The 23,289-nt window shown below is 72.2% G+C and carries 23 protein-coding genes; 13 read left to right on the top strand and 10 right to left on the bottom strand.

The window, feature by feature from the left end; translation table 11 throughout:
• Positions 1 to 38: 38 nt before the first annotated feature.
• Positions 39 to 836 (top strand): helix-turn-helix domain-containing protein, encoded by a 798-nt coding sequence (locus QF030_RS24290; protein ID WP_307164754.1) that lies wholly within the window; start codon positions 39 to 41, stop codon positions 834 to 836.
• Between the two features lie 65 nt (positions 837 to 901).
• Here the strand turns inward: QF030_RS24290 and QF030_RS24285 are convergent, their stop codons facing one another.
• Entirely contained in the window at positions 902 to 1,783 is an 882-nt protein-coding gene (locus QF030_RS24285) for an NADP-dependent oxidoreductase (RefSeq protein ID WP_307164753.1), read from the bottom strand.
• Positions 1,784 to 1,961: 178 nt separating this feature from the next.
• Between QF030_RS24285 and QF030_RS24280 the strand changes: the two genes are divergently transcribed.
• Positions 1,962 to 2,378: a winged helix-turn-helix transcriptional regulator gene (locus tag QF030_RS24280; RefSeq protein WP_307164752.1), complete on the top strand. Its 417-nt coding sequence runs from the start codon at positions 1,962 to 1,964 to the stop codon at positions 2,376 to 2,378.
• 33 nt (positions 2,379 to 2,411) lie between these two features.
• Here the strand turns inward: QF030_RS24280 and QF030_RS24275 are convergent, their stop codons facing one another.
• The 4 genes from QF030_RS24275 to QF030_RS24260 all read right to left on the bottom strand — a co-directional run bounded on the left by QF030_RS24275 (position 2,412) and on the right by QF030_RS24260 (position 5,421).
• Positions 2,412 to 3,308 carry a TIGR03943 family putative permease subunit gene (locus QF030_RS24275; RefSeq protein WP_307164751.1) on the bottom strand — a complete coding sequence of 299 codons (897 nt, stop codon included), beginning with the start codon at positions 3,306 to 3,308 and terminating at the stop codon, positions 2,412 to 2,414.
• On the bottom strand, positions 3,305 to 4,345 hold the full coding sequence (locus QF030_RS24270) for a permease (RefSeq protein ID WP_307164750.1): 1,041 nt from the start codon (positions 4,343 to 4,345) through the stop codon (positions 3,305 to 3,307). The genes QF030_RS24275 and QF030_RS24270 overlap by 4 nt, the downstream gene beginning before the upstream one ends.
• A gap of 6 nt (positions 4,346 to 4,351) precedes the next feature.
• On the bottom strand, positions 4,352 to 4,825 hold the full coding sequence (locus tag QF030_RS24265; protein WP_307164749.1) for a MarR family winged helix-turn-helix transcriptional regulator: 474 nt from the start codon (positions 4,823 to 4,825) through the stop codon (positions 4,352 to 4,354).
• Between the two features lie 68 nt (positions 4,826 to 4,893).
• On the bottom strand, positions 4,894 to 5,421 hold the full coding sequence (locus tag QF030_RS24260) for a hypothetical protein (RefSeq protein WP_307164748.1): 528 nt from the start codon (positions 5,419 to 5,421) through the stop codon (positions 4,894 to 4,896).
• Between the two features lie 127 nt (positions 5,422 to 5,548).
• Between QF030_RS24260 and QF030_RS24255 the strand changes: the two genes are divergently transcribed.
• The 4 genes from QF030_RS24255 to QF030_RS24240 all read left to right on the top strand — a co-directional run bounded on the left by QF030_RS24255 (position 5,549) and on the right by QF030_RS24240 (position 8,242).
• Positions 5,549 to 5,887 (top strand): YnfA family protein, encoded by a 339-nt coding sequence (locus QF030_RS24255; RefSeq protein ID WP_307164747.1) that lies wholly within the window; start codon positions 5,549 to 5,551, stop codon positions 5,885 to 5,887.
• Between the two features lie 67 nt (positions 5,888 to 5,954).
• Positions 5,955 to 6,731, top strand: coding sequence for an SDR family NAD(P)-dependent oxidoreductase (locus QF030_RS24250; protein ID WP_307164746.1), 777 nt, complete (start codon positions 5,955 to 5,957; stop codon positions 6,729 to 6,731).
• A complete protein-coding gene (locus QF030_RS24245; RefSeq protein WP_307164745.1) occupies positions 6,728 to 6,958 on the top strand; it encodes a hypothetical protein in 231 nt (76 codons plus the stop codon). Before QF030_RS24250 ends, QF030_RS24245 begins: the two co-directional genes overlap by 4 nt.
• 27 nt (positions 6,959 to 6,985) lie before the next feature.
• Positions 6,986 to 8,242 carry a GNAT family N-acetyltransferase gene (locus QF030_RS24240; protein WP_307164744.1) on the top strand — a complete coding sequence of 419 codons (1,257 nt, stop codon included), beginning with the start codon at positions 6,986 to 6,988 and terminating at the stop codon, positions 8,240 to 8,242.
• 75 nt (positions 8,243 to 8,317) lie between these two features.
• On the opposite strand, the gene QF030_RS24235 is transcribed toward QF030_RS24240, so the two are convergent.
• The gene (locus QF030_RS24235; protein WP_307164743.1) at positions 8,318 to 9,511 is read right to left on the bottom strand and encodes an RtcB family protein; all 1,194 of its coding nucleotides are present in this window, start codon (positions 9,509 to 9,511) and stop codon (positions 8,318 to 8,320) included.
• Positions 9,512 to 9,714: 203 nt separating this feature from the next.
• Between QF030_RS24235 and QF030_RS24230 the strand changes: the two genes are divergently transcribed.
• The 3 genes from QF030_RS24230 (at position 9,715) to QF030_RS24220 (ending at position 13,037) form a co-directional block, all read left to right on the top strand.
• Positions 9,715 to 10,548: a DUF3558 domain-containing protein gene (locus tag QF030_RS24230; protein WP_307164742.1), complete on the top strand. Its 834-nt coding sequence runs from the start codon at positions 9,715 to 9,717 to the stop codon at positions 10,546 to 10,548.
• A 118-nt stretch (positions 10,549 to 10,666) separates the two neighbouring features.
• Complete coding sequence (locus QF030_RS24225; RefSeq protein ID WP_307164741.1) at positions 10,667 to 11,638, top strand: DUF3558 domain-containing protein; 972 nt, start codon at positions 10,667 to 10,669, stop codon at positions 11,636 to 11,638.
• A 76-nt stretch (positions 11,639 to 11,714) separates the two neighbouring features.
• Entirely contained in the window at positions 11,715 to 13,037 is a 1,323-nt protein-coding gene (locus QF030_RS24220) for a DUF2637 domain-containing protein (protein WP_307164740.1), read from the top strand.
• A gap of 61 nt (positions 13,038 to 13,098) precedes the next feature.
• Here QF030_RS24220 and lysS read toward each other — a convergent pair whose 3' ends face one another.
• Positions 13,099 to 14,841: a lysine--tRNA ligase gene (gene lysS / locus QF030_RS24215; RefSeq protein WP_307164739.1), complete on the bottom strand. Its 1,743-nt coding sequence runs from the start codon at positions 14,839 to 14,841 to the stop codon at positions 13,099 to 13,101.
• A 140-nt stretch (positions 14,842 to 14,981) separates the two neighbouring features.
• Here lysS and argS point away from each other — a divergent pair, with 140 nt between their 5' ends.
• The gene (gene argS / locus QF030_RS24210; RefSeq protein ID WP_307164738.1) at positions 14,982 to 16,751 is read left to right on the top strand and encodes an arginine--tRNA ligase; all 1,770 of its coding nucleotides are present in this window, start codon (positions 14,982 to 14,984) and stop codon (positions 16,749 to 16,751) included.
• A gap of 341 nt (positions 16,752 to 17,092) precedes the next feature.
• On the top strand, positions 17,093 to 17,881 hold the full coding sequence (locus tag QF030_RS24205; protein WP_307164737.1) for a DUF4253 domain-containing protein: 789 nt from the start codon (positions 17,093 to 17,095) through the stop codon (positions 17,879 to 17,881).
• A gap of 15 nt (positions 17,882 to 17,896) precedes the next feature.
• On the opposite strand, the gene QF030_RS24200 is transcribed toward QF030_RS24205, so the two are convergent.
• A complete protein-coding gene (locus QF030_RS24200; RefSeq protein ID WP_307164736.1) occupies positions 17,897 to 19,174 on the bottom strand; it encodes an aminotransferase-like domain-containing protein in 1,278 nt (425 codons plus the stop codon).
• A gap of 400 nt (positions 19,175 to 19,574) precedes the next feature.
• Here QF030_RS24200 and QF030_RS24195 point away from each other — a divergent pair, with 400 nt between their 5' ends.
• On the top strand, positions 19,575 to 19,847 hold the full coding sequence (locus QF030_RS24195; protein ID WP_307164735.1) for a hypothetical protein: 273 nt from the start codon (positions 19,575 to 19,577) through the stop codon (positions 19,845 to 19,847).
• On the opposite strand, the gene QF030_RS24190 is transcribed toward QF030_RS24195, so the two are convergent.
• A complete protein-coding gene (locus QF030_RS24190; protein ID WP_307164734.1) occupies positions 19,787 to 21,121 on the bottom strand; it encodes a helix-turn-helix domain-containing protein in 1,335 nt (444 codons plus the stop codon). The genes QF030_RS24195 and QF030_RS24190 overlap by 61 nt on opposite strands.
• A 188-nt stretch (positions 21,122 to 21,309) precedes the next feature.
• Between QF030_RS24190 and QF030_RS24185 the strand changes: the two genes are divergently transcribed.
• Entirely contained in the window at positions 21,310 to 22,035 is a 726-nt protein-coding gene (locus tag QF030_RS24185) for a DUF4232 domain-containing protein (protein WP_307164733.1), read from the top strand.
• Positions 22,036 to 22,046: 11 nt separating this feature from the next.
• Here QF030_RS24185 and hemB read toward each other — a convergent pair whose 3' ends face one another.
• Positions 22,047 to 23,039 carry a porphobilinogen synthase gene (hemB, locus tag QF030_RS24180; RefSeq protein WP_307164732.1) on the bottom strand — a complete coding sequence of 331 codons (993 nt, stop codon included), beginning with the start codon at positions 23,037 to 23,039 and terminating at the stop codon, positions 22,047 to 22,049.
• Positions 23,040 to 23,289: the final 250 nt, after the last annotated feature.

Here is a 23,289-nt window from a genome sequence, read left to right as displayed (position 1 = left end):
CCGACGTCGATGTCAGTGCCCCGTCCTACGATCCGGACATGGCCACCCCACGCCGTGACACCCGGGGCATCGTCGACGCCGCGGACTTCCTCGCACGCGTGCGCTTCCACCGCCCCGAACCGGCCCCGCCCCTGCGCCCCTACGTCGAGCACTACTGGCTGATCGACTGGGACCTGGCCGAGCCGTACGTCTCGCACGTGGTCCCGCACCCCGCGGTCCACCTCGTCTTCCAGCGGTTCGAGGGCCAGGAGCCCTTCGTCGAGATCGCCGGCGTCCAGCAGGGGCTCTTCACCCAGAAACTGGAGGGGCGGGGGCGGGTGTGCGGCGTCAAGTTCCGCCCCGGCGGCTTCCGCCCCTTCGCCCCCGGGCACCCGGTCTCCCACTGGACGGGCCGCCGGGTCCACCTCACCGGCACCGACCCGGCCCCGGTGCTGGACCCCGCCGACGAGGAGGCCCGGGTGGCCGCCCTCGACGCCCATCTCCTGGCGGCCCGCACCCCCCGCCCGGACCCGCAGGCCGACCTGGCGATGACCCTCGTCGACCGCATCCGCACCGACCGCACGATCCGCAAGGTCGCGGACCTCGCGAGCGACGAGGGACTCTCCGTACGCCTGCTCCAGCGGCTGTTCGCCGCGTACGTCGGCGTGGGCCCCAAGTGGGTGATCCTGCGCTACCGCATCCACGAGGCCCTGGAACGGGCGCAGGCCGAGGAGACGGCGGACTGGGCGGCCCTGGCCGCGGACCTGGGCTACGCGGACCAGGCCCACCTGGTCCGCGACTTCACCACCACGATCGGGGTCCCCCCTGCCACGTACGCGAGGCACCGCGTCCTCTGAGCCCGCCCCCACCGCCCGAGACCTGTACGCCGCCTCGACCGCGCGGGCCCGGGTCGCGGCCCCCGCTAGGGGACCAGCACCACACGGCCCCGGACTCCGCCCTCTGCCAGCCGCGCGTGCGCCTTCGCCGCGTCCTCCAGGGCGTAGGTCTCGGCCACCCGGAGGGTCAGCTCCCCCGCGTCCACCGACCGCACCAGCTCCGCCAGCCGGGCCCCGTCCGCGCTCACCTCGACGGCGTCGGTCCGTATCCCTCGCTCCGACGCGGGCTGAGCCTGCGGGATCACCCCCACGTACACGCCCCCGTCCCGCACCAGGGCCAACGCCTCGGAGCCGAGCACCGCCGCGTCGAGCACCGCGTCGAAGCCCCCCTCGCCGCCCTCGAAGCGGATGGCCCCCAGCGACCGGACGAACTCCTCGTCCTGTGCCCTGGCCAGCACGGCAACCTCCACCCCGCGCCGCGCGGCCAGCTGGACGGCGTACCCGCCGACCGCCCCCGCACCGCCCGTGACCAGCAACGACTGCCCCGGCGACAGAGCCAGCAGGTCCAGCGCCTGCGCGGCGGTCAGCGCGTTCAGCGGCAGCGTCGCCGCGTGCACCGCGTCCACGGAAGCCGGCGCGAGCGCCACCGCGTCCGCGTCGACGACGACGTACTCCGCGTGGGCGCCGAGCGGCTTGACCATCCCGTAGTCGAGCGCCACGACCTCCTCTCCCACCTTCCACGCGGAGGCCACTCCCACCGCGTCCACCGTCCCGGCGATGTCCCAGCCGAGTCCGACCTGCTTGCCCGCGCCGCCGAAGACGCCCGAGCGCACCCCGGCGTCCACCGGGTTCAGCGCGGCCGCCGCCACCTTGATCCGGACCTGCCGGGCGGCCGGCTCCGGCAGCTCCGCGTCCACGATCTCGACGGCCTCGGGCCCGCCGAACGTCCGCACCACTGCTGCACGCATGACAACTCCCCTGATATGGCTGGCACTTGTGGGACCGCTTGCGAACGGCTCCCCGGGAAGCTCCCGTGTCTCACGCCGCCCGCCCGCTGCCCTCTTGCTGCCGCAACCCTAGGAAGAGTTACTATCCAGGAGGAAGTAGTTACCTGAAGGTGCCTACGTCACCGGGAGGAGAGCCGCCATGGCCACCACGACCGCCGCCCAGCGGCGCGAGCAGGCCCGAAGCGAGTACGACGCCTTCCTCCGCAGCTGCCCGACCAACCAGCTCCTGGACCGCCTCAGCGACAAGTGGGTCAGCCTGGTCGTCTCGGCCCTCGCCCCCGGCGCCCAGCGCTACAGCGACCTGGCCCGCAGGATCGCCGGCGTCAGCCCGAAGATGCTCACCCAGACCCTGCGCTCCCTGGAACGCGACGGCATCCTGACCCGCACGGTCACCCCGTCCGTCCCCGTCCGCGTCGACTACGAGCTGACCCCCCTCGGCAGCAATCTCGCGCTGCTGCTGACGGCCGTGAAGGACTGGGCGGAGACCCACTTCGACGACGTCCAGGCGGCCCGCCGACGCTATGACGCGGACGGCGCGGACGGCGCCGACGTCTAAGCGACGCCCCCCGGGGCGCTCAGGGGGCCTCGTTCAGGACGGGAGCGGCAGCGCGTCCATGTACGCGTTCAGCGGCTTGCGCACCTTCTGCACGGCCCGCGCGTCCAACGCGACCGCCGCGGACGACGTGCCCAGCGCGCCGCTCTCCCGCCAGGTCCCGGTGACGTTCACCCAGGTATCGGCCTTCGGCGCCGCGACCCCCGTGACCAGCACCTTCACGGACGACGCGTCCGCCGCACAGCAGTTGACGACGATCCGGGTCAGATACCAGCCGTCCCGCTTCCCCGGGGCCGGGCTGACGAACCCGGTCATCACGACGGCGCGACCCCGGATGGCCCGCGACCGGTCCTGCTGCACCCGCTGGGTGAAGTCGGTGAGCGTGATCGGCAGCGGGGAGGTCGCGGGCAGCGGATCGAAGGCGTCCTCCTGTACGGCGACGGCCTTCGCCGGCTCCCGCGAGGCCGTGTAGGAGCCGAGCGCGGGCGGCGCGTAGAAGAGCAGGCTCAGCACGGGCAGGAACAGCAGCCAGGCGATCCGGGGAACCGCGGAGTGATCGTGCCCATGCCCCTCCTGGCCCTCCTGCCCCGCGTGCTGCTCTCCGCGACTCTCGTGACCCCCGTGCCCCTCATGTCGCTGCCCACGGCCGGGACCCGGCTCTCCGCGCCCCTGCGCGCCGTGCCCCCGCTCCCCGGACTCCGCACGGCCGTACCCCTGCCCGCCGTGCCCCCGCTCGTCGTGCCCCCGCTCCCCGTTCGGCGGGGAGGCCCACGCCTCCGCCACGCCGAGCACCACCAGCAGTACCCCGGAGGCGATCAGCAGCGGCCGCATTCCCTCCTTGACGTACCGCAGGTACTCGTCCGTGAACAGCGAGGTGTGCAGCAACCCCAGGCCACCCAGCACCAGCAGCCCCACCTGCGCGAAGCGCCTCACAGCAGCACCCCTCCGATCACCGCGCTGCACACCACGGCCACCACCGCCGTGGCCGCCGAGAACCGCACCGCGAAGGCCCGGCCGAAGGTGCCCGCCTGGAGTGCGATCAGCTTGAGGTCGACCATCGGCCCCACCACCATGAACGCCAGCCGCGCGACCGGCGAGAACCCGCTCAGCGAGGCCGCCACGAACGCGTCCGCCTCGCTGCACACCGCCAGCACGATCGCCAGCGCCGCCAGGAACAGCACCGACAGCCACGGCGAACCGGCGAAAGCGTCGAGCAGCGTGCGCGGCACCGCCACGTTGAAGGTCGCCGCCGCCATGGCCCCCACCACCAGGAAGCCTCCCGCGTGCAGGAAGTCGTGCTGGAAACCACGCCGGAACTCGGTGAGCCGGCTGCGTCCCGGCACATGCCCGGTGTGCCGGACGACGGTGGGCTTCAACCACTCCTCGCGCCCCAGCCAGAGCCACAGCCAGCCCATCGCGGCGGCGGTGGCCAGCGAGGCGAGCAGGCGGGCCAGCACCATCTCCGGACTGCCCGGGAAGGCGACGGCCGTGGCGGTGAGCACCACCGGGTTCACGGCGGGCGCCGACAGCAGGAACGCGAACGCGGCGGCCGGAGTGACCCCCCGCCCGATCAGGCTGTTCGCCACCGGCACCGACGCGCACTCGCACCCCGGCAGCACCACGCCCGCCATCCCGGCGACCGGCACCGCCAGCGCGGCCCGCTTCGGCAGCAGCCGGCCGAAGACCCGGGCCGGCACGAACGCGTTGATCGCCCCCGACAGAGCCGTGCCCAGCAACAGGAACGGCAGCGCCTGCACGGTCACGGCCAGGAACACCGTCCGCCACGCCTGCATCGCGGGCGCGTCCAGTGACCGCCCGACGAGCACCAGCAGCACGCCCGGCACCACCGCCGCGCCCAGCAGCAACAGCGGCCAGTTGCGGGGCAGTTCCCGCGCCGGGCGGACGCCCGGCGCTCGCGCTTCGCCGGCGGACGCCGTCGGCGCGGCCGGCCGTATGTCCGTTTCCCGCATCCCGCCCTAGACCCGGCCTTCCCGCAAGCGTGCGACCTGCTCCGTGCCGAACTCCACCGTGCGCCGCATGTGCCGCACGATCACCGCGAGCTCGTCGTCCCCCAGGTCCTCGAAGAGCGGCGTCCAGTCGCCGCCCAGCCGCTCCCACATCCCGGTGAACTCCGCGATCCGCTCCGGCACCGTCACCACGAGGACCCGTCGCCGGTCGGCCGCGTCCCGCTCCCGGACGACGTAACCCGCCTTCTCCAGCCGGTCCACCAGCCGCGTCGCCGACCCGGTGGTCAGCCCCGTCAGCCCGGCGACCCGGCCCGTCGTCACCGGCTCCCGCTCCAGCATCAGCAGGTTCAGACACTGGAGGTCCGTCGGGTGCAGTCCGAGACGGTCGGCGAGAGCCTGGTTGAACAGGGCGTACGCGGCCGCGTAGCGACGCGACACGACGGCCAGCTCGGCCAGCAGCCGCGAGCGCACGTTCCCGGACATCGCACCCCTTCGTCGGCACCGCCGTCAGCGCCGTCCGCAGATCGTACGACGCCCCGCTCGCGCGGACGTCAGAAGAAGTACGCGTCCCCGGTGTCCAGGACCAGCACCTGCTGCCGGTCGTTGGACCGGTTGCGGTCCACCGCCCCGCCGCCCCACAGGGTGTCCACGGCCATCGTCACCTCGGTCGGCCGCCCCCGCAGCCACACCCGCATCGCGATCCGCTCCCCCAGCCCGTCCGCGGCCAGCGCCCCCGTCCGGCACACCACCTCCTGGCGGCCCGTCCGCGCGCAGCCGGCCGGCAGCCGCTGCGCCCCGGGCGCCAACGGCACCGACCAGCGCAGCCGCACGGTGGAGTCGGAGACGTCCCCCGGACCGTGGTTGCGCGGGGTCAGCCGGACGTCGACCCGGCCGCCGCGCATGACGGCGGAGCCGTGGTACGACAGATCCGCCTCGGTCGCCTCACCCGTCGCCTCCCGCGACACCGCCCCTGCCGCCTCTGCCGCGTCCGCCGCCTGCGCGGGCGCGCCCACCGGCCCCATCGCCGACGTCATGCCCAGTACCGCGCCCACCACCGCGAGAACCCGCATCCTGCGCATGCCACCACTCCTCGATCGGAAACGGCCCGGTACGAAGGGCCGGGTACGAAGGGGATGTATCCCACGCCGGGCGCCCGACAGGCGCCCTCCAACAGGTGACAGCACCCGACCGTGCCAGGCTGCCCACATGCTCATCTTCCGGTCGGCCGCCCTGTTCCTCGTCGCCGCGCTCCTCGAGATCGGCGGCGCCTGGCTGGTCTGGCAGGGCGTGCGCGAGCACCGCGGCTGGCTGTGGGCGGCCGGCGGCGTCCTCGCCCTCGGCGCGTACGGCTTCGTCGCCACCTTCCAGCCCGACGCCCCCTTCGGCCGCGTCCTCGCCGCGTACGGCGGCGTCTTCGTGGCCGGCTCCCTGCTCTGGGGCGCGGTCGCCGACGGCTACCGCCCCGACCGCTGGGACATGGCCGGCGCCCTGATCTGTCTCGCCGGGATGGCCGTGATCATGTGGGCCCCGAGGAACGGCGGCTGACCCCGATACCCTGGGCGGCAGTCGGTCGTACGAACGAGCGAACACCACCGTGCACGAGGAGCAGCCCATGGCCACCGCCGCACCGTCCGCCGCCTCCCGCATCGCCGTCGTGACCGGTGCGAGCAGCGGAATCGGCGCCGCCACCGCCCGGCAGCTCGCCGCGGCCGGTTACCGGGTCGTCCTGACCGCCCGCCGCAAGGACCGCATCGAGGCGCTGGCCGAGGAGATCGCGCAGGCGGGCGGCTCCGCGACGGCGTACCAGCTGGACGTCACGGACCGAGCGGCGGTCGACGAGTTCGCGAGCGCCTTCAAGACGATCGGCGTCCTCGTCAACAACGCGGGCGGCGCGCTCGGCGCCGACCCCGTCGCCACCGGCGACCCGGCCGACTGGCGCACGATGTACGAGACGAACGTCCTCGGCACCCTCAACGTCACCCAGGCCCTGCTTCCCAGGCTGGTGGCGAGCGGTGACGGAACCGTCGTGGTGGTGTCCTCGACCGCCGGGCACGGGACGTACGAGGGCGGCGGCGGCTATGTCGCCGCCAAGCACGGCGCCCACGTCCTCGCCGAGACGCTCCGCCTGGAGATCGTCGGCCTGCCGGTCCGCGTCATCGAGATCGCCCCCGGCATGGTCAGGACGGACGAGTTCGCCCTCACCCGCTTCGGCGGCGACGCGGACAGGGCCGCCAAGGTCTACGAGGGCGTCGCCGAACCCCTCACCGCCTCCGACGTGGCCGAGACCATCGCGTGGGCGGTCACCCGCCCCAGCCACGTCAACGTCGACCTGCTCGTCCTGCGCCCCCGCGCCCAGGCGTCCAACACGAAGGTGCACCGGGAACTGTGACGGCCGAGGAGGAGGGCGCGGGCCGGGACCCGGACGCGAGCGAACGGCTCCCTCCCGGACAGTCCCCTCCCGGACAGCTGTCGCCCGGACAGCGCTCACTGGAGCAGCGCCGTCTCGCCCGGGAGACGAAGGACGAGCGGCACATGTGGGTCTTCCTGGCCTACTTCCTCTTCGGCATCCATGTCGTGGCGTTCGTGATGATCTACGCGGTACGCCACGCGAAGTGACGGCCGCCGCGCCTTAGGGTCTTCCACGTGGACAGACACATACCGTTCGAGACGCTGCACAACTTCCGTGACCTGGGCGGATACCCGACGAGCAGTGGCCACCGGGTCCGCGCGGGCCGGCTGTTCCGCGCGGACTCGCTCGGCAAGCTGCGACCGGACACCCCGGACTGGGACCGCTTCCTCGCCCTCGGCGTCCGCACGGTGGTCGACCTCCGCCACCCCTGGGAGGCGGAGGCGAGGGGCCGGGTCCCGGAGCACGGGTCCTTCATCTACCGCAACCTCAGCATCGAGCACCGCCCTTACGACCAGGCGGCGTTGACCGCCGACGTGGACCCGGGCCCGTATCTCTCCGCCCGCTTCATGGAGGTGGCGCAGGACGGCACGAAGGAGATCGCGGCCGCCCTGGAGCTGGTGGCCGAGGCGCAGGAGGGGCTGGTCTTCCACTGCGCCTCGGGCAAGGACCGCACCGGGCAGCTGGCGGCGCTGATCCTCGGTCTGCTGGGCGTGCCGGACGAGGTGATCATCGAGGACTTCACCCTGACGGAACTGGCGACCCCGGCCCTGCTCGCCGACTGGCGCGCGAGGAACGACGGCCGCTCCCCGGCGTGGCCGTCCTACGGCCGGGCTCCCGAGTCGGTGATGCGTCTGTTCCTGGAGGCGCTGCGGGCCCGGTACGGCTCGGTGGAGGCGTATGTGACGCAGGCTCTCGGCATGGACGCGGAGACCCTGTCGGCGACCCTGCGCGCCCGCCTTCTGGAACCGGTGCCCACGACCTGGCCGGAGCTGACCCACCGCAGGGCGGAGCCGCTCGACGCCCCCCTCCTGGTCCGCCTGCGCGACACGGCGGCCCTGTGGCAACTGGCCCGGGGCATCGAGCAGTGGCGGCCCGGCGAGAAGACCGAGGCCCACTTCGTCGACCGCATGCGCGACGGCGAGGTCTGGCTGACGTACGCGGACGGCGTGGTCGCGGGCGCCTTCGAACTCTGGTGGGACGACCCGGCCGCCTGGGGCCCCCGGCCGCCCGAGGCCGGTTACATCCACCGCCTGATGACGACCCCGCACACCGCCCCACCGGGCGCGGGCCGCAGGATGCTGGCCCACGCCGAGTCCCGCATCGCCGCGGCGGGCCGCCCGTACGCCCGTCTCGACTGCCTCTCCGCCAACCCCCGCCTGCGCGCGTACTACGAGTCCGCGGGCTACACGGTCGTCGGCGAACAGCGCGCGAAGGAAGGCGGGACGGGAAGCCCGTACGCGGTGACCCTGCTGGAGAAGCGGCTCGGGTGAAGGAGCGACGGGAGGGGCCCCTGCCGAACCGGCTCGGGCCCCTCCCCGGCGGGCTTCTTCCGCCGGCCGGCGGTGTCAGCCCTTCACACAGACGACCTGCTTGAGCTTCGCCACGACCTCGACCAGGTCCCGCTGCTGATCGATGACCTGCTCGATCGGTTTGTAGGCGGCCGGGATCTCGTCCACGACGCCGGAGTCCTTACGGCACTCCACGCCCCGCGTCTGCTCCTCCAGGTCCTGCGTCGAGAAGCGGCGCTTGGCGGCGTTACGGCTCATCCGCCGACCCGCGCCGTGCGAGGCCGAGTTGAAGGCCTTCTCGTTGCCGAGACCCTTCACGATGTACGAGCCGGTGCCCATCGAACCCGGGATGATGCCGAACTCGCCGGAGCCGGCCCGGATCGCGCCCTTGCGGGTCACCAGCAGATCCATCCCGTCGTAGCGCTCCTCGGCGACGTAGTTGTGGTGTGCGCTGATCTCCCGCTCGAAGGCCGGCTTCGCCTTCTTGAACTCCTTGCGGATCACGTCCTTCAGGAGCGCCATCATGAGCGTGCGGTTGTACTTCGCGTACTCCTGGGCCCAGAACAGGTCGTTGCGGTAGGCCGCCATCTGCGGGGTGTCCGCGACGAAGACGGCGAGATCGCGGTCGATCAGGCCCTGGTTGTGCGGGAGCTTCTGGGCCACCCCGATGTGGAACTCGGCGAGTTCCTTGCCGATGTTCCGGGAACCGGAGTGCAGCATCAGCCAGACAGCACCGGTCGTATCCGTGCATACCTCGACGAAATGGTTGCCCCCGCCAAGGGTCCCCATCTGCTTCACGGCCCGCTCCTCACGGAACTTCACCGCGTCCGCGACCCCGTCGAACCGCCCCCAGAAGTCGTCCCACCCGCCGGTGGCCAGCCCGTGGAACCGGTCCGGCTCGACAGCGGTGTCGTGCATCCCGCGGCCCACCGGGATCGCCTGCTCGATCTTCGAACGGAGCCGGGAGAGATCGCCGGGAAGGTCGTTCGCCGTGAGCGAGGTCTTCACCGCGGACATCCCGCAGCCGATGTCGACCCCCACCGCCGCGGGACAGACGGCGCCCTGCATCGCGATGACCGAGCCGACCGTCGCGCCCTTGCCGTAGTGGACGTCCGGCATGACCGCCAGTCCCTTGATCCACGGCAGGGTCGCCACGTTCCGCAGCTGCTGGAGCGCACCTTCCTCGACCGACGCCGGGTCGGCCCACATACGGATGGGTACCTTCGCGCCCTGCATTTCTACGTACGACATATCGTCCTCATTCCCCCGGATTGAACACAAAAGCCTTAGATCGCAAAACTGGTGCCAAGGTCAACGAAAAGGACAGCGGACCGGCATCCACAGCTCCACGTGCGATACACATTGTCTCCAGGGGCCGCCCCCGCCCGGCAAGCGAATAACCAGCGGGGACACCGGGCCGCTCACTTCACCCGACTTGTCGAGAGGAGCCGACCGTGCAGCGGACGGCATACGTACCCGGCGTCGTCGCGCTCCTCGCGGCGCTGCTGGCCGGCTGCACCGGCGGTTCGGACGAGGGCGGCTCGACGGACAACTCCAACCCGGGCGACGCGGGAACGACCGCCGCCGTCGCGCAGCCCGGCAAGTACGACACGCTTCCCGAGGCCTGCGGGGTGGTGAGCCGGTCCACCCTCGACTCGCTCCTGCCCGGCATCAAGCAGCTCGCCGACGAGGCGCAGCGCGACACGGCCTACGCGGGCGAGGCGACCCAGACGTTCGACACGGACCGCAAGGTGGGCTGCCGTTGGAAGGTGGAGTCGACGGACGCCACCGACCATCTCCTCGTCGACTTCGAGCGGGTCGTCTCGTACGACAACGCCGTCAGCGACGACAACCAGGCCGAGACCCTCTTCGCGCAGAAGGTGACGGCGGCCGACCTTCCGGCGCCCGCCGCCTCCACCACCACCGGCGCTGCGACCGGCTCCCCCACCACGAGCCCGAGCCCCTCCCCCTCGACGACGACCTCGCCCTCCCCGGGCGCCTCGTCCTCCGTCTCGCCCTCGGCTTCGTCCACCGTTCCCCCGGCCGAACTCCAGCCCCGCCTCCTGGAGGACCTGGGCGACGAGGCGTTCGTCGACGACGCGCTCAGCAGCTCCGGTTCGACGGCCAAACAGCGCACGGTGACTGTGGCGTTCCGCACGTCCAACGTCATGGTGACCATCCGGTACGAGGAGCAGCCGGCGACCGTCGGCACGGTGCCGGACAGCGAGGAAATGCAGGACAAGGCCCGGAAACTGGCCGCGCAGCTCGCCGACTCCCTGGCCGGCTGAGGGTACTTCGGCCCGGTTCGCGCCCCGCCCGCAAAGCCCTCGAAGCGGAACCGCACAGCTTCTTCACCGACTACCGTGGCCCCTCGGACCCGATCCGACCGCAGGAACCACGAGCGTCATGAGTGAAGGAACCATGCAGCGACGAGCCCAGCGAGACGGCCAGTTTGACCAGCGCGAGCAGCGTGCCGAGCGAGTGAACCGTGCCGGAGGGCTGAACCGCCTCCTGGCCGCGGCGGTCGCCGTCCCGGTGATGCTGATCGCCGCGGGCTGCTCCTCGGACTCCGGCTCGGGAGACGACGCGAAGGACACCAGCGCCTCCACCGGCTCCGGTTCCGGCGCCGGCTCGACGGCGAGCGCCGCGCCGACCGTGCAGGCGGCGGCGTACAGGACGCTGCCCGAGGCGTGTGCGGTGGTGACCAGGAAGACCCTGACGGAGCTGGTGCCGAAGGGGGCGGCCTCGGGCAAGGAGGGGACGTCCAGCGACACCGCGGCCCGGGCCAGTTGTTCCTGGTCCAGCCTGGCCAACAAGGGTGTGAAGGGCTCGCAGTTCCGGTGGCTGAACGTTTCGCTGCTGCGCTTCGAGTCGGACGCGACGACCGGTGACGGCGAGTCGCAGGCGAAGACGTACTACGCGAAGCAGGTCAAGGACGCCCAGGCGGTGACGGGCGCGAAGAACGTCAAGTCGGCGCCGGTGACCGCGACGGGTGACGAGGCGACGTCGGTGCGCTACGACCTGAAGAAGACGGAGGGCGCCTTCAAGCAGCAGACGGTCGTGGTCCGCGTCGAGAATGTGGTGCTCACGCTCGACTACAACGGTGCCGGTCTGGCGGGCGACAAGTCGCCGAGCGCGGAGACCCTGACGAAGTCGGCGGAGAAGGCGGCCAAGGAAGCGGTGGCCGCGGTGCGGTCGGCCAACGGCGAGGGTGGCGGCGGCGGTTCGGACCCGTCGGCCACGAGCCCGTCCCCCTCCACGTCGGCCTCGGCCGCCCCGAAGGCGACGCCCTCCAAGTCGTCGTCGGCGACCCCGAAGGCGACGGCCTCCAAGGCGGCCGCGGCAGCCCCGAAGGCGTCCGCCTCCGCGAAGAGCTGACGATCCGGCAACGCGTTCGCCGCACACATGTGCCACCCTGTTGCGCGCAAGAACAGGCAAGGGGAGGGGAGTACGGGTGTCCGCGCCAATACAGCTGACCCGGACGCACCGCGTTCTCATCGGCGTGGTCGTGGCCGGCGCCGTGGTCATCGCCGGCATCGGCTTCGCCGGTTCGTACGCGGCCGTCCGGGAACTGGCCCTCGAGAAGGGCTTCGGGAACTTCTCGTACGTGTTCCCGATCGGCATCGACGCGGGTATCTGCGTCCTGCTGGCCCTGGATCTGCTGCTGACCTGGATCCGCATCCCCTTCCCGCTGCTGCGGCAGACGGCGTGGCTGCTGACGGCGGCGACGATCGCCTTCAACGGCGCGGCGGCCTGGCCGGACCCGCTGGGCACGGGGATGCACGCGGTGATCCCGATCCTGTTCGTGGTGTCCGTCGAGGCCGCCCGGCACGCGATCGGCCGGATCGCGGACATCACGGCCGACAAGCACATGGAGGGCGTGCGGCTCACGCGCTGGCTGCTCTCCCCGCTGCCCACCTTCCTGCTCTGGCGGCGGATGAAGCTGTGGGAGCTGCGCTCCTACGAACAGGTGATCAAGCTGGAGCAGGAACGTCTCGTCTATCAGGCGAGGCTGCGTTCCCGCTTCGGTCGCGCCTGGCGCCGCAAGGCCCCGGTGGAGTCGCTGATGCCGCTGCGGCTGGCCCGTTACGGCGTTCCGCTGGCGGAGACCGCCCCGGCGGGTCTGGCGGCGGCGGGCATCGAGCCGGCCCTGCTCCCTCCGGTGCAGGCGGCGGCGGCCGCGCCCCAGCAGGTGCTGACGGCGGCCGCCCCGGTCGGCGCGGGCGTCCGGGCCGTCGAGGCGGCTCCGGCGCCGCAGCAGACCCAGGCGCCGCAGCAGGCTCAGCAGCAGGCACAGCAGGTCGGCCCTGCGCCCGCCCCCGCGCCCGCGGAGGAGGAGCCGAGCCCGTGGTTCCAGGCGCCGCACGAGGTCGCGTACCAGGGGGGCTACGACCCCACGTACGACCCCTCGGAGCAGTACGCCCAGTGGTACGAGGAGCAGCAGCAGGCCGAGCAGTACCAGGACCAGTACCAGGAGGAGCCTCCGGCGCAGGAGCCCTCCCCCGAGGAGACCGGTTCGTTCCCCATCCCGGTGGGTCCCGGCCGCAGCCGTGAGCTCGGTGAGGGCGGCGGCACCCCGCTGATCGAGCCGGACGAGGAGTCGTACTACCAGGTCTTCAAGCAGTCGATCAACGGCAGCTACCCGACCCCGAGCCAGTTCAGCGACAACGTCGAGGCGACCTACGGCGTCCCCGTCGCGGACGCCGAGGCCAAGCGCATGGTCATGCGCTTCCAGAACCGCCACACGGCGGAGCTGGAGGAGGACCACATCGCGTAGGCGGAACCGGACGCGAAGGGGCCCTCGTACCGACAGGTACGAGGGCCCCTTCCGGTGGGTCCTACTCCCCGAGCAGGGCGCGCACCCGCTCCTGGCCGACGGCCAGCAGCAGGGTGGGCAGCCGCGGGCCCGTGTCACGCCCCACCAGCAAGTGGTAGAGCAGGGCGAAGAACGTCCGCTGGGCGGTCTTGATCTCCGGCGGGAGTTCCTTGGGGGTGGCGTCGGCGGAGAAGCCGGCCTGGACCTTCGGGACGCCGTAGACGAGGTGCGACAGGCCGTCCAGCGACCAGTGGTCGGCGAGCCCGTCGAGCAGGAGCCGCAGGGACTGCCGGGAGTCCTCGTCGAGGGACTTCAGCAGCTCGGCGTCGGCCTCGGCGCGGACGACGGTGCGCTGGTCGGCGGGGACATGGGTGTTGATCCACGCCTCCGCCTTGTCGTACCGGGGCCGGGCCTCGTCGAGGGAGCCGAGCGGGTTCTCCGGGTCGAGGTCGGAGAGGATCCGCAGGGCCTGGTCCTCGTGTCCGGCGGTGATGTCGGCGACGGAGGCCAGTGTGCGGTACGGCAGCGGCCGGACGGTGCGCGGCAGCTCACCGGCGGCCGTGCCCACCGCACGGGAGTGCGCGGCGATGTCGGCCGGGAGCGCCGAGCCGTCGGTGACCTTGGCGTCCAGCTTGTCCCACTCGTCGTAGAGCCGCTGGATCTCCTGGTCGAAGGCGATCTTGAAGGACTGGTTGGGGCGGCGGCGGGCGTAGAGCCAGCGCAGGAGCTGCGGCTCCATGATCTTCAGCGCGTCGGCGGCCGTGGGCACGCCGCCCTTCGAGGACGACATCTTCGCCATGCCGCTGATGCCGACGAAGGCGTACATCGGCCCGATGGGCTGCTTGCCGCCGAAGATGCCGACGATCTGGCCGCCGACCTGGAAGCTGGACCCGGGGGACGAGTGGTCGACGCCGCTCGGCTCGAACACCACGCCCTCGTACGCCCAGCGCATCGGCCAGTCGACCTTCCAGACCAGCTTGCCGCGGTTGAACTCGTTCAGCCGGACGGTCTCGGCGAACCCGCAGGCGGTGCAGGTGTAGGACAGCTCGGTGGTGTCGTCGACGTACGAGGTGACCGTGGTGAGGTCCTTCTCGCAGTTGCCGCAGTAGGGCTTGTACGGGAAGTAGCCGGCCGAACCGGAGGAGCCGTCGTCCTCGTTCGCCGCGCCCGACCCCTCCGCCGCCTCGAGCTCGGCCTCGTCGAGCGGCTTCTGCTGCTGCTTCTTCGCGGGGGCCTTCTTGGTGCGGTACTGGTCGAGGATCGCGTCGATGTCACCGCGGTGCCTGATCGCGTGCAGGATCTGCTCGCGGTAGACACCGGAGGTGTACTGCGCGGTCTGGCTGATCCCGTCGAACTCCACGCCCAGCTCGGCCAGCGACTCGACCATCGCGGCCTTGAAGTGCTCGGCCCAGTTCGGGTACGCGGAGCCACGCGGCGCCGGGACGGAGGTCAGCGGCTTGCCGATGTGCTCGGCCCAGGAGTCGTCGATCCCCTCGATGCCCTGCGGCACCTTGCGGTAGCGGTCGTAGTCGTCCCAGGAGATCAGGTGACGGACCTGGTGTCCGCGGCGGCGGAGCTCGTCGGCGACCAGGTGCGGGGTCATGACCTCGCGGAGGTTGCCCAGGTGGATGGGTCCGGACGGGGAGAGTCCGGACGCGACGACCACAGGTTTGCCGGGGGCCCGACGCTCCGACTCCTCGATGACCTCATCCGCGAAACGGGAGACCCAGTCGGTGGTCTCGGTGCTCAGAGCCACGATCGGCACGTCCTCTTGTTCTGAAGGCTTCCGGGTTTGAAGTGCGTTCCATTGTCCCAGACGGCCCCGCGCCCGGGAAAACCGCTTTACCCCCCATGGGATACTGACCGTGCCCATCCATCCCCACGAGGAGAACGGCACCCACTCCTATGGCCCCGGTCACGTCCCTCAGTCACTCCGTCGAACAGCACCTCACGTCCGCCCTCTCGGCCACCCTGCCGGAGGCCGCCGGCGCGGACCCGCTGCTGCGACGAAGCGACCGGGCCGACTTCCAGGCCAACGGCATCCTGGCGCTGGCCAAGAAGGCGAAGGCGAACCCGCGGGAGCTGGCGACGCAGGTCGTGGCACAGGTCGTCATGGGTGACCTGATCGAGGAGATCGAGGTCTCCGGCCCCGGCTTCCTGAACGTGACGATCACCGACGGCGCGATCACCCGGAACCTCGCGGCGCGGTACGCGGACACGGACCGCCTGGGCGTGCCGCACGCCGCCCACCCGGGCACGACGGTCATCGACTACGCCCAGCCGAACGTGGCGAAGGAGATGCACGTCGGCCATCTGCGCTCGGCGGTCATCGGCGACGCGACGGTGCAGATCCTGGAGTTCACCGGCGAGAGCGTGGTCCGCCGGCACCACATCGGCGACTGGGGCACCCAGTTCGGCATGCTCATCCAGTACCTGGACGAGCACCCGCACGAGCTGGACCACAAGCAGTCCCAGGTGAGCGGCGAGGAGGCGATGTCGAACCTCGACCGCCTCTACAAGGCCGCGCGCAGGCTGTTCGACGCGGACGAGGAGTTCAAGACCCGGGCCCGGCGCCGGGTGGTGGACCTCCAGGCGGGCGACCCGCACACGCTGGCGACCTGGCAGAAGTTCGTCGACGAGTCGAAGATCTACTTCTTCTCGGTCTTCGAGAAGCTGGACATGGAGATCCGCGACGAGGACATCGTCGGCGAGTCGGGTTACAACGACATGCTGGCGGAGACCTGCCGGCTCCTGGAGGAGTCCGGGGTCGCGGTCCGCTCCGAGGGCGCCCTCTGCGTCTTCTTCGACGACGTCAAGGGCCCGGACGGCAACCCGGTCCCGCTGATCGTCCAGAAGTCGGACGGCGGCTACGGGTACGCGGCGACCGACCTGTCGGCGATCCGCGACCGTGTCTTCAACCTCAAGGCGAGCACCCTGCTGTACGTGGTGGACGCCCGTCAGTCGCTGCACTTCAAGATGGTCTTCGAGACGGCGCGCAGGGCGGGCTGGCTGAACGAGGACGTCAAGGCGCACCAGTTGGCGTTCGGCACGGTCCTCGGCAAGGACGGCAAGCCGTTCAAGACCCGTGAGGGCGAGACGGTCAAGCTGGTCGACCTCCTCGACGAGGCCGTCGAGCGGGCCACGGCCGTGGTCCGCGAGAAGGCCGTGAAGGTCGGCCTGACCGAGCCGGAGATCGTGGAGAACGGCCGCTACGTCGGTGTCGGCGCCGTGAAGTACGCCGACCTGTCGACCTCCGCGGTGCGGGACTACAAGTTCGACCTGGACCAGATGGTCTCGCTGAACGGCGACACGTCCGTCTACCTCCAGTACGCGTACGCCCGGATCCAGTCGATCCTGCGCAAGGCCGGCGAAGCCCGCCCGGCCGCCCACCCTGAACTGGAACTCGCCCCGGCGGAACGGGCGTTGGGCCTGCACCTGGACCGGTTCGGCGAGACGGTGCACGAGGTCGCGGCGGCGTACGAGCCGCACAAGCTGGCCGCGTACCTGTACCAGCTGGCCTCGCACCTGACGACGTTCTACGACCAGTGCCACGTGCTGTCCCCCGACAACTCGCCGGAGGTCGTCGAGAACCGCCTCTTCCTGGTGGACCTCACGGCCCGCACCCTCCACCTGGGCATGGCCCTGCTGGGCATCAGGACGCCGGACAAGCTCTGACCGACCCGGCGGCGCCCAGGGGCCATCGACACACGCGGCCCGTCCTCCTTCCGGCAACCGGCTACCGGTTCCACGGGGAGGACGGGCCGCGGTCGTGCGAGCGGCAGTCGGGCGGCGCGGACGACCCGTCGATCAGTGACGTCCTATCACCTTCCTGCTGGTCGCAGGCGCGGGTGTGGTCGTCCCGGCCGCCGTCGTCCTCCCGCTCGTCGGTCTGGGCAGCCGGCTGACGCCCGTCCGGCGCCGTCGGCGCGCGAGACACACCGCCTGACGGCCGTCGCGGGCGGGGCGGGGCACACCGACCCGGGTCGCTGTCAGTGCCTGCCCTTACAGTCACCGGCATGGCGACTCTTCCCAATCCGCTCCCCAAGCTGGCCTCCGATCCCAGCGGCCGCTCCCTCGGCCTCCAGCTCCCGCCGGGCCGGCTGATCGACGCGACGGACGAAGGCGTGTGGCACGAGCCGTTGCTGTGGCACGCGGAGCAGTCCGCGTCCTCCGGCAACTGGACGGCCCTGGGCGGGAGGGCGGGGCGAGCCGGACTGGTCCCGGTCCTGGTCGACCTCGGCGGATCCCAGGGCGGCCCTTCGGAATGGGAGTTGGCACCCGCCGAGGTGTCGTACCCCGGGGATCACGACGCGGAGGAGGTCCTCGCGGAGCACTGGGCGGAGTGCGCGGCGGACGGCGAGGAGTGGCCCGGCCTGGCCACGCCCGGCACCCTGACGGCGGATCCGGACGTACGCGCCGCGCAGATCGCCGACACCCTTGCGGAGCAGGGGCCTTCCTGGTTCAGGTCGCCACATGTCGCCCTGGTCCCGGCGCGCCGCAGCGCGGACGTCCCGGCGGCCGTCGGCTGGTCCGGCCCGGCCGAGCACGACAACGACACCGCGCGTCTGTGCGCCGTCCTGCGCTCCTGGGAGGACCGCTTCGGCATACGGGTCGTCGGCCTCGGCTCCGACGTCCTGGCCGTGTCCGTCGCGGCCCCGCCCGGCACCCTCGCGGAGGCGGAGCGGATCGCCGCCGAGCACTTCGCCTTCTGCCCGGACAACGTCCTCCGGGGCCCGGGCACCCTGGAGGCCTATGCCCAGCAGCTGCTCGTCGGCGAGCCCGCCTGGACCTTCTGGTGGGACTGACCCGACAGGCCCGCGCTACCCGGTGAGCCCGCGCCCGAGCCTGCGCAGCCCCTCCCCGATCTCCTGCGGGGTCTGCGTCACGAAGCACAAACGCAGGGTCGAGCGATCGGGTTCGCCGGCGTAGAAGGGGGCGCCGGGGACGTACGCCACGTCCTGGGCGACGACCCGCGGGAGGAGCTCCGTGGTGTCGTACGACTCGGGGAGGCGGGCCCAGAGGAACATGCCGCCTTCGGGCCGGGTCCACACCGACCCGGCCGGGAGGGCTTCCGCGAGACCCGCGAGCATGGCGTCCCGGCGCTCCCGGTACACGGCGGCGACCCGGGCCACGTGCGCGTCCAGGTCGAACGCGGCCAGATACCGCGCCGCGGCGAGCTGGTTGACGGTCGGGGTGTGCAGGTCGGCGGCCTGCTTGGCGACGACACAGGCCCGGCGCAGCTCGGCCGGCGCACGCAGCCAGCCCAGCCGGATGCCGGGTGCCATGACCTTGGAGAAGGAGCCGAGAAGGACCGTACGGTCGCGGGCGTCGGGGTGGGCGGCGATCCAGGGGACGCGCTCGCCTTCGTAGCGGAGCTCGCCGTACGGGTCGTCCTCGACGATCCACAGCCCGTGCCGCGCGGCGACGGCGGCGACCGCGGCCCGGCGCTCGGCGGGGACGGTGCGGCCGGTGGGGTTCTGGAAGGTGGGGACGGTGTAGAGGAGCTTCGCGCGTTCGCCGACCACCAGGTCGGCGAGTGCCTCGGGGTCGGGACCGTCCGCGTCGCAGGGCACCGCCACGATCCTCGCTCCCGCCAGGCCGAAGACCTGAAGGGCGGCCAGATAGCAGGGCGCCTCGACGAGCACCGTGTCGCCGGGGTCGAGGAGAGCGGTCGCCAGCAGGGACAGAGCCTGCTGGGAACCCGTGGTGACGAGCAGGTCGTCGGCGGTCGTGAGCAGCCCGCGGGCCGTCGTCCGGGCCGCCAGCCGCTCCCGCAGGATCGGCTCGCCCTCGGTCGTGGCGTACTGGAGGGCCTGGGCAGGGGCCTCCTCCAGCGCGTACCGGAACGCGGCGGCCACGCCCTCGCGGTCGAACAGTTCGGGCGCGGGCAGCCCGCCCGCGAAGTTTATCACCTCTGGGCGGGCGGTGACCGCGAGGATGTCCCGCACGGGCGAGCCGCCGATCGACCGGACCCGGGAGGCCAACGGAGGAACGGCGGCCGGGACGGAAGCCCGGACGGCGGCAGGGGCGGAAGCCGGGACGGCGGCGGGGACGGAGGCGGGGGCGGACGCACTGGGCGACTCGGCTGCGACAGTCATGCCCGCACCCTAGGGAGATAGATGCCGCTTACACATGGGTTTCTGCCATGTGGACAGCGGCACGCGTTCACACCTTCGTCCCCGTCGCCCCGTGCACGTCGACACCGTCACCTCCCGGCGGACAGCGCCGCCACCGGCTCCCGCACCCCTCGGGACTCCGGCCGGGTCGACCCCCGCGACCGCTGCGGGTCAGCGGTCTTCCCGGACTCCGCGGATTCTGCGGATCCAGCGGATTCTGCGGATCCGTGCGCGGAAAGGCTTCCCCCAGGCGGTCGGGCGTCCCGCGTCCCGTCCCATCATGGGGCCGTTCCCGCAGGTCAAAGGGCATGGGACCACTGGGGCGTCCCGACTTGTGGGGCGGATGTGGAAGGTCGGAGGCCGGACGACCCAGGCTTGCCCCATGCCCACACGGCCCACTCCGCCCACTCCCCCCACTCCCGTCACACGCTGGACTCCCCGCACCCCCCGCCGCGTCCGTCTGATCGCCGTCGCGCTGACCGCCGCCGCGGCCCTCACCCTGACCGCGTGCCACGACGGCGAGGGCCTGCGCGACGAGGGCCCGCCGGACGCCGGCGCCGTGACGGGGACGACCACCCCGTCCGGTTCCGGCGCCTACGGCGTGGCAGAGACTCCCGCCCGCTCCCACGCGGAACCGCCGAGCGGGAACGCGTAGTCGGGGCGCCCGTTCTCACCACTGGTGCGGAACGGCCTGCCCTCGTTGTCGATCGTCAGCGTGCCGTGCCGTGAACCGCTGGACCAGGACAGCTCCAGGTACCAGCGCACGTCGTACGCGGAGGCGTCGGCGGTGACGTAGAAGACCTCGGGGTCGGACTCGCTCACCTTGAACGGGAAGTTCGCGTGCCCCGCCTCGGGCACCAGCGCCGGCCGTGCCGCGTCGAGGGCGACGGAGAAGGCCCGCGTCGGCACCCCGCCCCCGCAGCCGACGCCCGGGTAACCCATGGCGTAGTCGTTCCAGGCCGGCGGCGCGCCCTTGCCGACGGTCCGGACCGTCAGACTGTCCACGACGACGGTCTCCTCGCCGGTCCCCTGCACGGTGAGCTCCAGATACTGCTCCCCCGCCGACACCGCCCCGTACCGGGCCACCCACGCGGGCGCGTCCTGCTCGCCGGGCGGTGGCCCGACCTGCGCCGGCCCCCGCTCGATCAGATAGTGCTGGATGCACGGGTTCTCCCAGGCGTACGGGCGCGTGGTGACCGTCAGCGGGACGGCGGCACTGGCCTCCGCACCCGGCGCCGCCGGGGAGCCGCCGGTGGCGGAGACCGACGGAGAGGCGGACCCGGAGGCCGAAGCCGACGGCGACGCGGACCGGGACACGGAGGGCGACGCGGACGCCGACGCCGAGGATGTGCCTCCCGTTCCGCGCCCCTGCACGGACGCCGTCCCCGCGGCGCCGGCGCCGTCCCCCTCGTCGGACCCCCCGGACGGCAGGGTGAGGGCGAGCGCCAGGGCCACCGAACCGAGGGCGGCCACGACACCGACACCGGCGAGAACCAGGGAGCGGCGGTGCCGACGGCCGCCCTCGCCCCCGACGCCGCCCCCACCACCACCGGCTCCGGCGCCCTCGGCCGCGCCGGCCGTTTCCGCGCCCCCCGCGTCCACGACCGCCGCCCCCGCGACGCCCTCGCCGACGACGACATCCGCGGTGCCGTCCGCGACGGCCTCCGCCTCGGCCGTACCGCCCTTCCTCCCCCGCACCGCGTCCGCCAGCACCCACCGCCGGTGCAGCTCGACGAGCTCCCGGGGCGACGCCTTGCAGAGCCGCGCCAGCCGTTCCACGGGCGCGTAGTCCGTGGGGACGGCGTCCCCGTTGCAGTAGCGGTGCAGCGTCGACGTACTCATGTGGAGCCGCTTCGCGAGCATCCCGTAGCTCAGCCCGGACCGCTCCTTCAACTCCCGCAGCAGCTCGGCGAACTCGCTCGCAGACACCGTTCCTCCACTCCCCGTGTCCCATCCCCGCGTTCCAGGGACGGTCCGATTCCGCAGGTCAGACCCATTGCCGGCGTTCCAGCGTCCCTGATCGCCCGCCGGACATGGCGGCCGGGACGGATCCCCCCACAAGCTTTGGTCATCCAAGCACGGCGCTTCAACCCGCCATTCCGGAAGAGGACTTCACGATGCGTATCCGCCGCACCAGCCACCTGCTCGCCCTCACCGCGCTGACCGCCCTCGCGCTCACGGCGTGCGAGGACGGGACGGGCGTACAGGACGAGGGAGCGTCGCGCCCGGCGTCGTCGACGGCCACGGCGGCACAGCCCACGCCCGCCACCGACAAGGGCGCCGGCACGACCCCGTCGAAGGACACGGCGGGCTCGACCGGCGGGACGGCCGGCAACACCGGCGCCGGCAAGGGCTCCGCCACAGGCGGCGACACGGGCGCCAGGACGGACGACAAGGCCGACACCGCCTCCGGCTCCCGCGTCCTGTGCAACGGGTCGAACACCGAGGTCACCGCAGAGCCGGTCGCCCGCCCGCTCAACCACATGCTGCTCACGGTGACCAACACCGGCAGCAGGACCTGCGACCTGACCTACTACCCGGTCGTGCGCTTCGACGAGATGCAGTGGGTGCCGCAGGCCGCCGAGAAGACGCGGCCGCAGGCGGTGACGAGCCTCGCGCCCGGCGAGTCCGGCTACGCCGGCGTCCTGCTGTCCGCCGCCGACGGCAGCGGCGACGGCGGACAGACGGCCAAGAAGCTGACGGTCGCCTTCCAGGGCTACACCCCGAACAGCGACGGCGGCGCCTCCGCGACGCCGCCCCTGCCCGCCAAGGGCCTCTACTACGACAGCTCCCTGACGGTGACGTACTGGCAGCAGGGCATGGACGACGCGCTGTCCTGGTGAGAACGGGCGGACTACCGCAGCTTCTGGGCCACTTCGGTGGCCCAGTAGGTGAGGATGTTCCGCGCTCCGGCCCGCTTGATGCCGGTCAGCGTCTCGAGGATCGCCCGGTCGCGGTCGACCCAGCCCTTCTCTGCGGCGGCCTCGACCATCGAGTACTCGCCGGAGATCTGGTAGGCGGCGACGGGCACGTCCACGGCTTCGGCGACGCGGGCGAGGACGTCCAGATACGGTCCGGCCGGCTTCACCATGACCATGTCGGCGCCCTCCTCCAGGTCCAGCGCCAGCTCGCGCAGGGATTCGCGGAGGTTCGCCGGATCCTGCTGGTACGTCTTCCGGTCGCCCTTCAGGGACGACCCGACGGCCTCCCGGAACGGACCGTAGAAGGCCGACGAGTACTTGGCGGTGTAGGCGAGGATCGAGACGTCCTCCCGGCCGATCTGGTCCAGGGCGTCACGGATGACCCCGATCTGCCCGTCCATCATCCCGCTGGGCCCGACGACATGGGCGCCGGCATCGGCCTGGACCTGCGCCATCTCGGCGTACCGCTCCAGGGTGGCGTCGTTGTCGACGCGCCCTTGCTCGTCCAGCACCCCGCAGTGCCCGTGATCGATCGTCTCGTCCAGGCACAGGTCTGACATGACGAGCAGGTCGTCCCCGACCTCGGCCCGCACGTCCCGGATGGCGACCTGGAGGATCCCGTCCGGGTCGGTCCCGGGCGTGCCGAGGGCGTCCTTCTTCGACTCCTCCGGCACGCCGAAGAGCATGATCCCGGAAATCCCGGCCTGTACGGCCTCCAGCGCCGCCTTCTTCAGGCTGTCGCGCGTGTGCTGCACGACACCGGGCATGGCCTGGATCGGCACCGGCTCGCTCACGCCCTCCCGCACGAACGCGGGCAGGATGAAGTCCGCCGGATGCAGCCGGGTCTCCGCGACCATGCGCCGCATGACGGGGGTGGTACGCAGCCGCCGGGGACGCGAACCGGGAAAGGATCCGTACTTCGTCATACGCCCTACGCTACGCCCGCCCCGGCCCCGCCTTTGCCGACGCCGAGTCGGCCCGCCACTCCGCGCATGTGCCACCGTGTGCCCGGTGTGCCTCACGTGACCTCGGTTCGTGACGACCTCGCGCGGAAGGGCGCCTCCGGCCGGTACGGCCGGGCGATCCGGACCAAGACCTGGCCCGCCGCCACCCAGCACGCGATCAGGATCGGTCGCCGTGGATACCGGTGGACGCCCCACCGTCACCGCCGACGGG

The organism is Streptomyces rishiriensis, from assembly GCF_030815485.1.
Lineage (GTDB): Bacteria > Actinomycetota > Actinomycetes > Streptomycetales > Streptomycetaceae > Streptomyces > Streptomyces rishiriensis_A.
The sequence above is the reverse complement of the archived record's forward strand: the minus strand, read 5'-3'. Positions and strand labels throughout refer to the sequence as shown.

Excerpts from the sequence above, each read along its gene's own strand:
- QF030_RS24290 (WP_307164754.1), top strand. The coding sequence starts at position 39 with ATGGCCACCCCACGCCGTGACACCCGGGGCATCGTCGACGCCGCGGAC.
- QF030_RS24285 (WP_307164753.1), bottom strand. The coding sequence starts at position 1,783 with ATGCGTGCAGCAGTGGTGCGGACGTTCGGCGGGCCCGAGGCCGTCGAG.
- QF030_RS24280 (WP_307164752.1), top strand. The coding sequence starts at position 1,962 with ATGGCCACCACGACCGCCGCCCAGCGGCGCGAGCAGGCCCGAAGCGAG.
- QF030_RS24270 (WP_307164750.1), bottom strand. The coding sequence starts at position 4,345 with ATGCGGGAAACGGACATACGGCCGGCCGCGCCGACGGCGTCCGCCGGC.
- QF030_RS24265 (WP_307164749.1), bottom strand. The coding sequence starts at position 4,825 with ATGTCCGGGAACGTGCGCTCGCGGCTGCTGGCCGAGCTGGCCGTCGTG.
- QF030_RS24260 (WP_307164748.1), bottom strand. The coding sequence starts at position 5,421 with ATGCGCAGGATGCGGGTTCTCGCGGTGGTGGGCGCGGTACTGGGCATG.
- QF030_RS24255 (WP_307164747.1), top strand. The coding sequence starts at position 5,549 with ATGCTCATCTTCCGGTCGGCCGCCCTGTTCCTCGTCGCCGCGCTCCTC.
- QF030_RS24250 (WP_307164746.1), top strand. The coding sequence starts at position 5,955 with ATGGCCACCGCCGCACCGTCCGCCGCCTCCCGCATCGCCGTCGTGACC.
- QF030_RS24235 (WP_307164743.1), bottom strand. The coding sequence starts at position 9,511 with ATGTCGTACGTAGAAATGCAGGGCGCGAAGGTACCCATCCGTATGTGG.
- QF030_RS24225 (WP_307164741.1), top strand. The coding sequence starts at position 10,667 with ATGAGTGAAGGAACCATGCAGCGACGAGCCCAGCGAGACGGCCAGTTT.
- argS (WP_307164738.1), top strand. The coding sequence starts at position 14,982 with ATGGCCCCGGTCACGTCCCTCAGTCACTCCGTCGAACAGCACCTCACG.
- QF030_RS24205 (WP_307164737.1), top strand. The coding sequence starts at position 17,093 with ATGGCGACTCTTCCCAATCCGCTCCCCAAGCTGGCCTCCGATCCCAGC.
- QF030_RS24200 (WP_307164736.1), bottom strand. The coding sequence starts at position 19,174 with ATGACTGTCGCAGCCGAGTCGCCCAGTGCGTCCGCCCCCGCCTCCGTC.
- QF030_RS24195 (WP_307164735.1), top strand. The coding sequence starts at position 19,575 with ATGCCCACACGGCCCACTCCGCCCACTCCCCCCACTCCCGTCACACGC.
- QF030_RS24185 (WP_307164733.1), top strand. The coding sequence starts at position 21,310 with ATGCGTATCCGCCGCACCAGCCACCTGCTCGCCCTCACCGCGCTGACC.
- hemB (WP_307164732.1), bottom strand. The coding sequence starts at position 23,039 with ATGACGAAGTACGGATCCTTTCCCGGTTCGCGTCCCCGGCGGCTGCGT.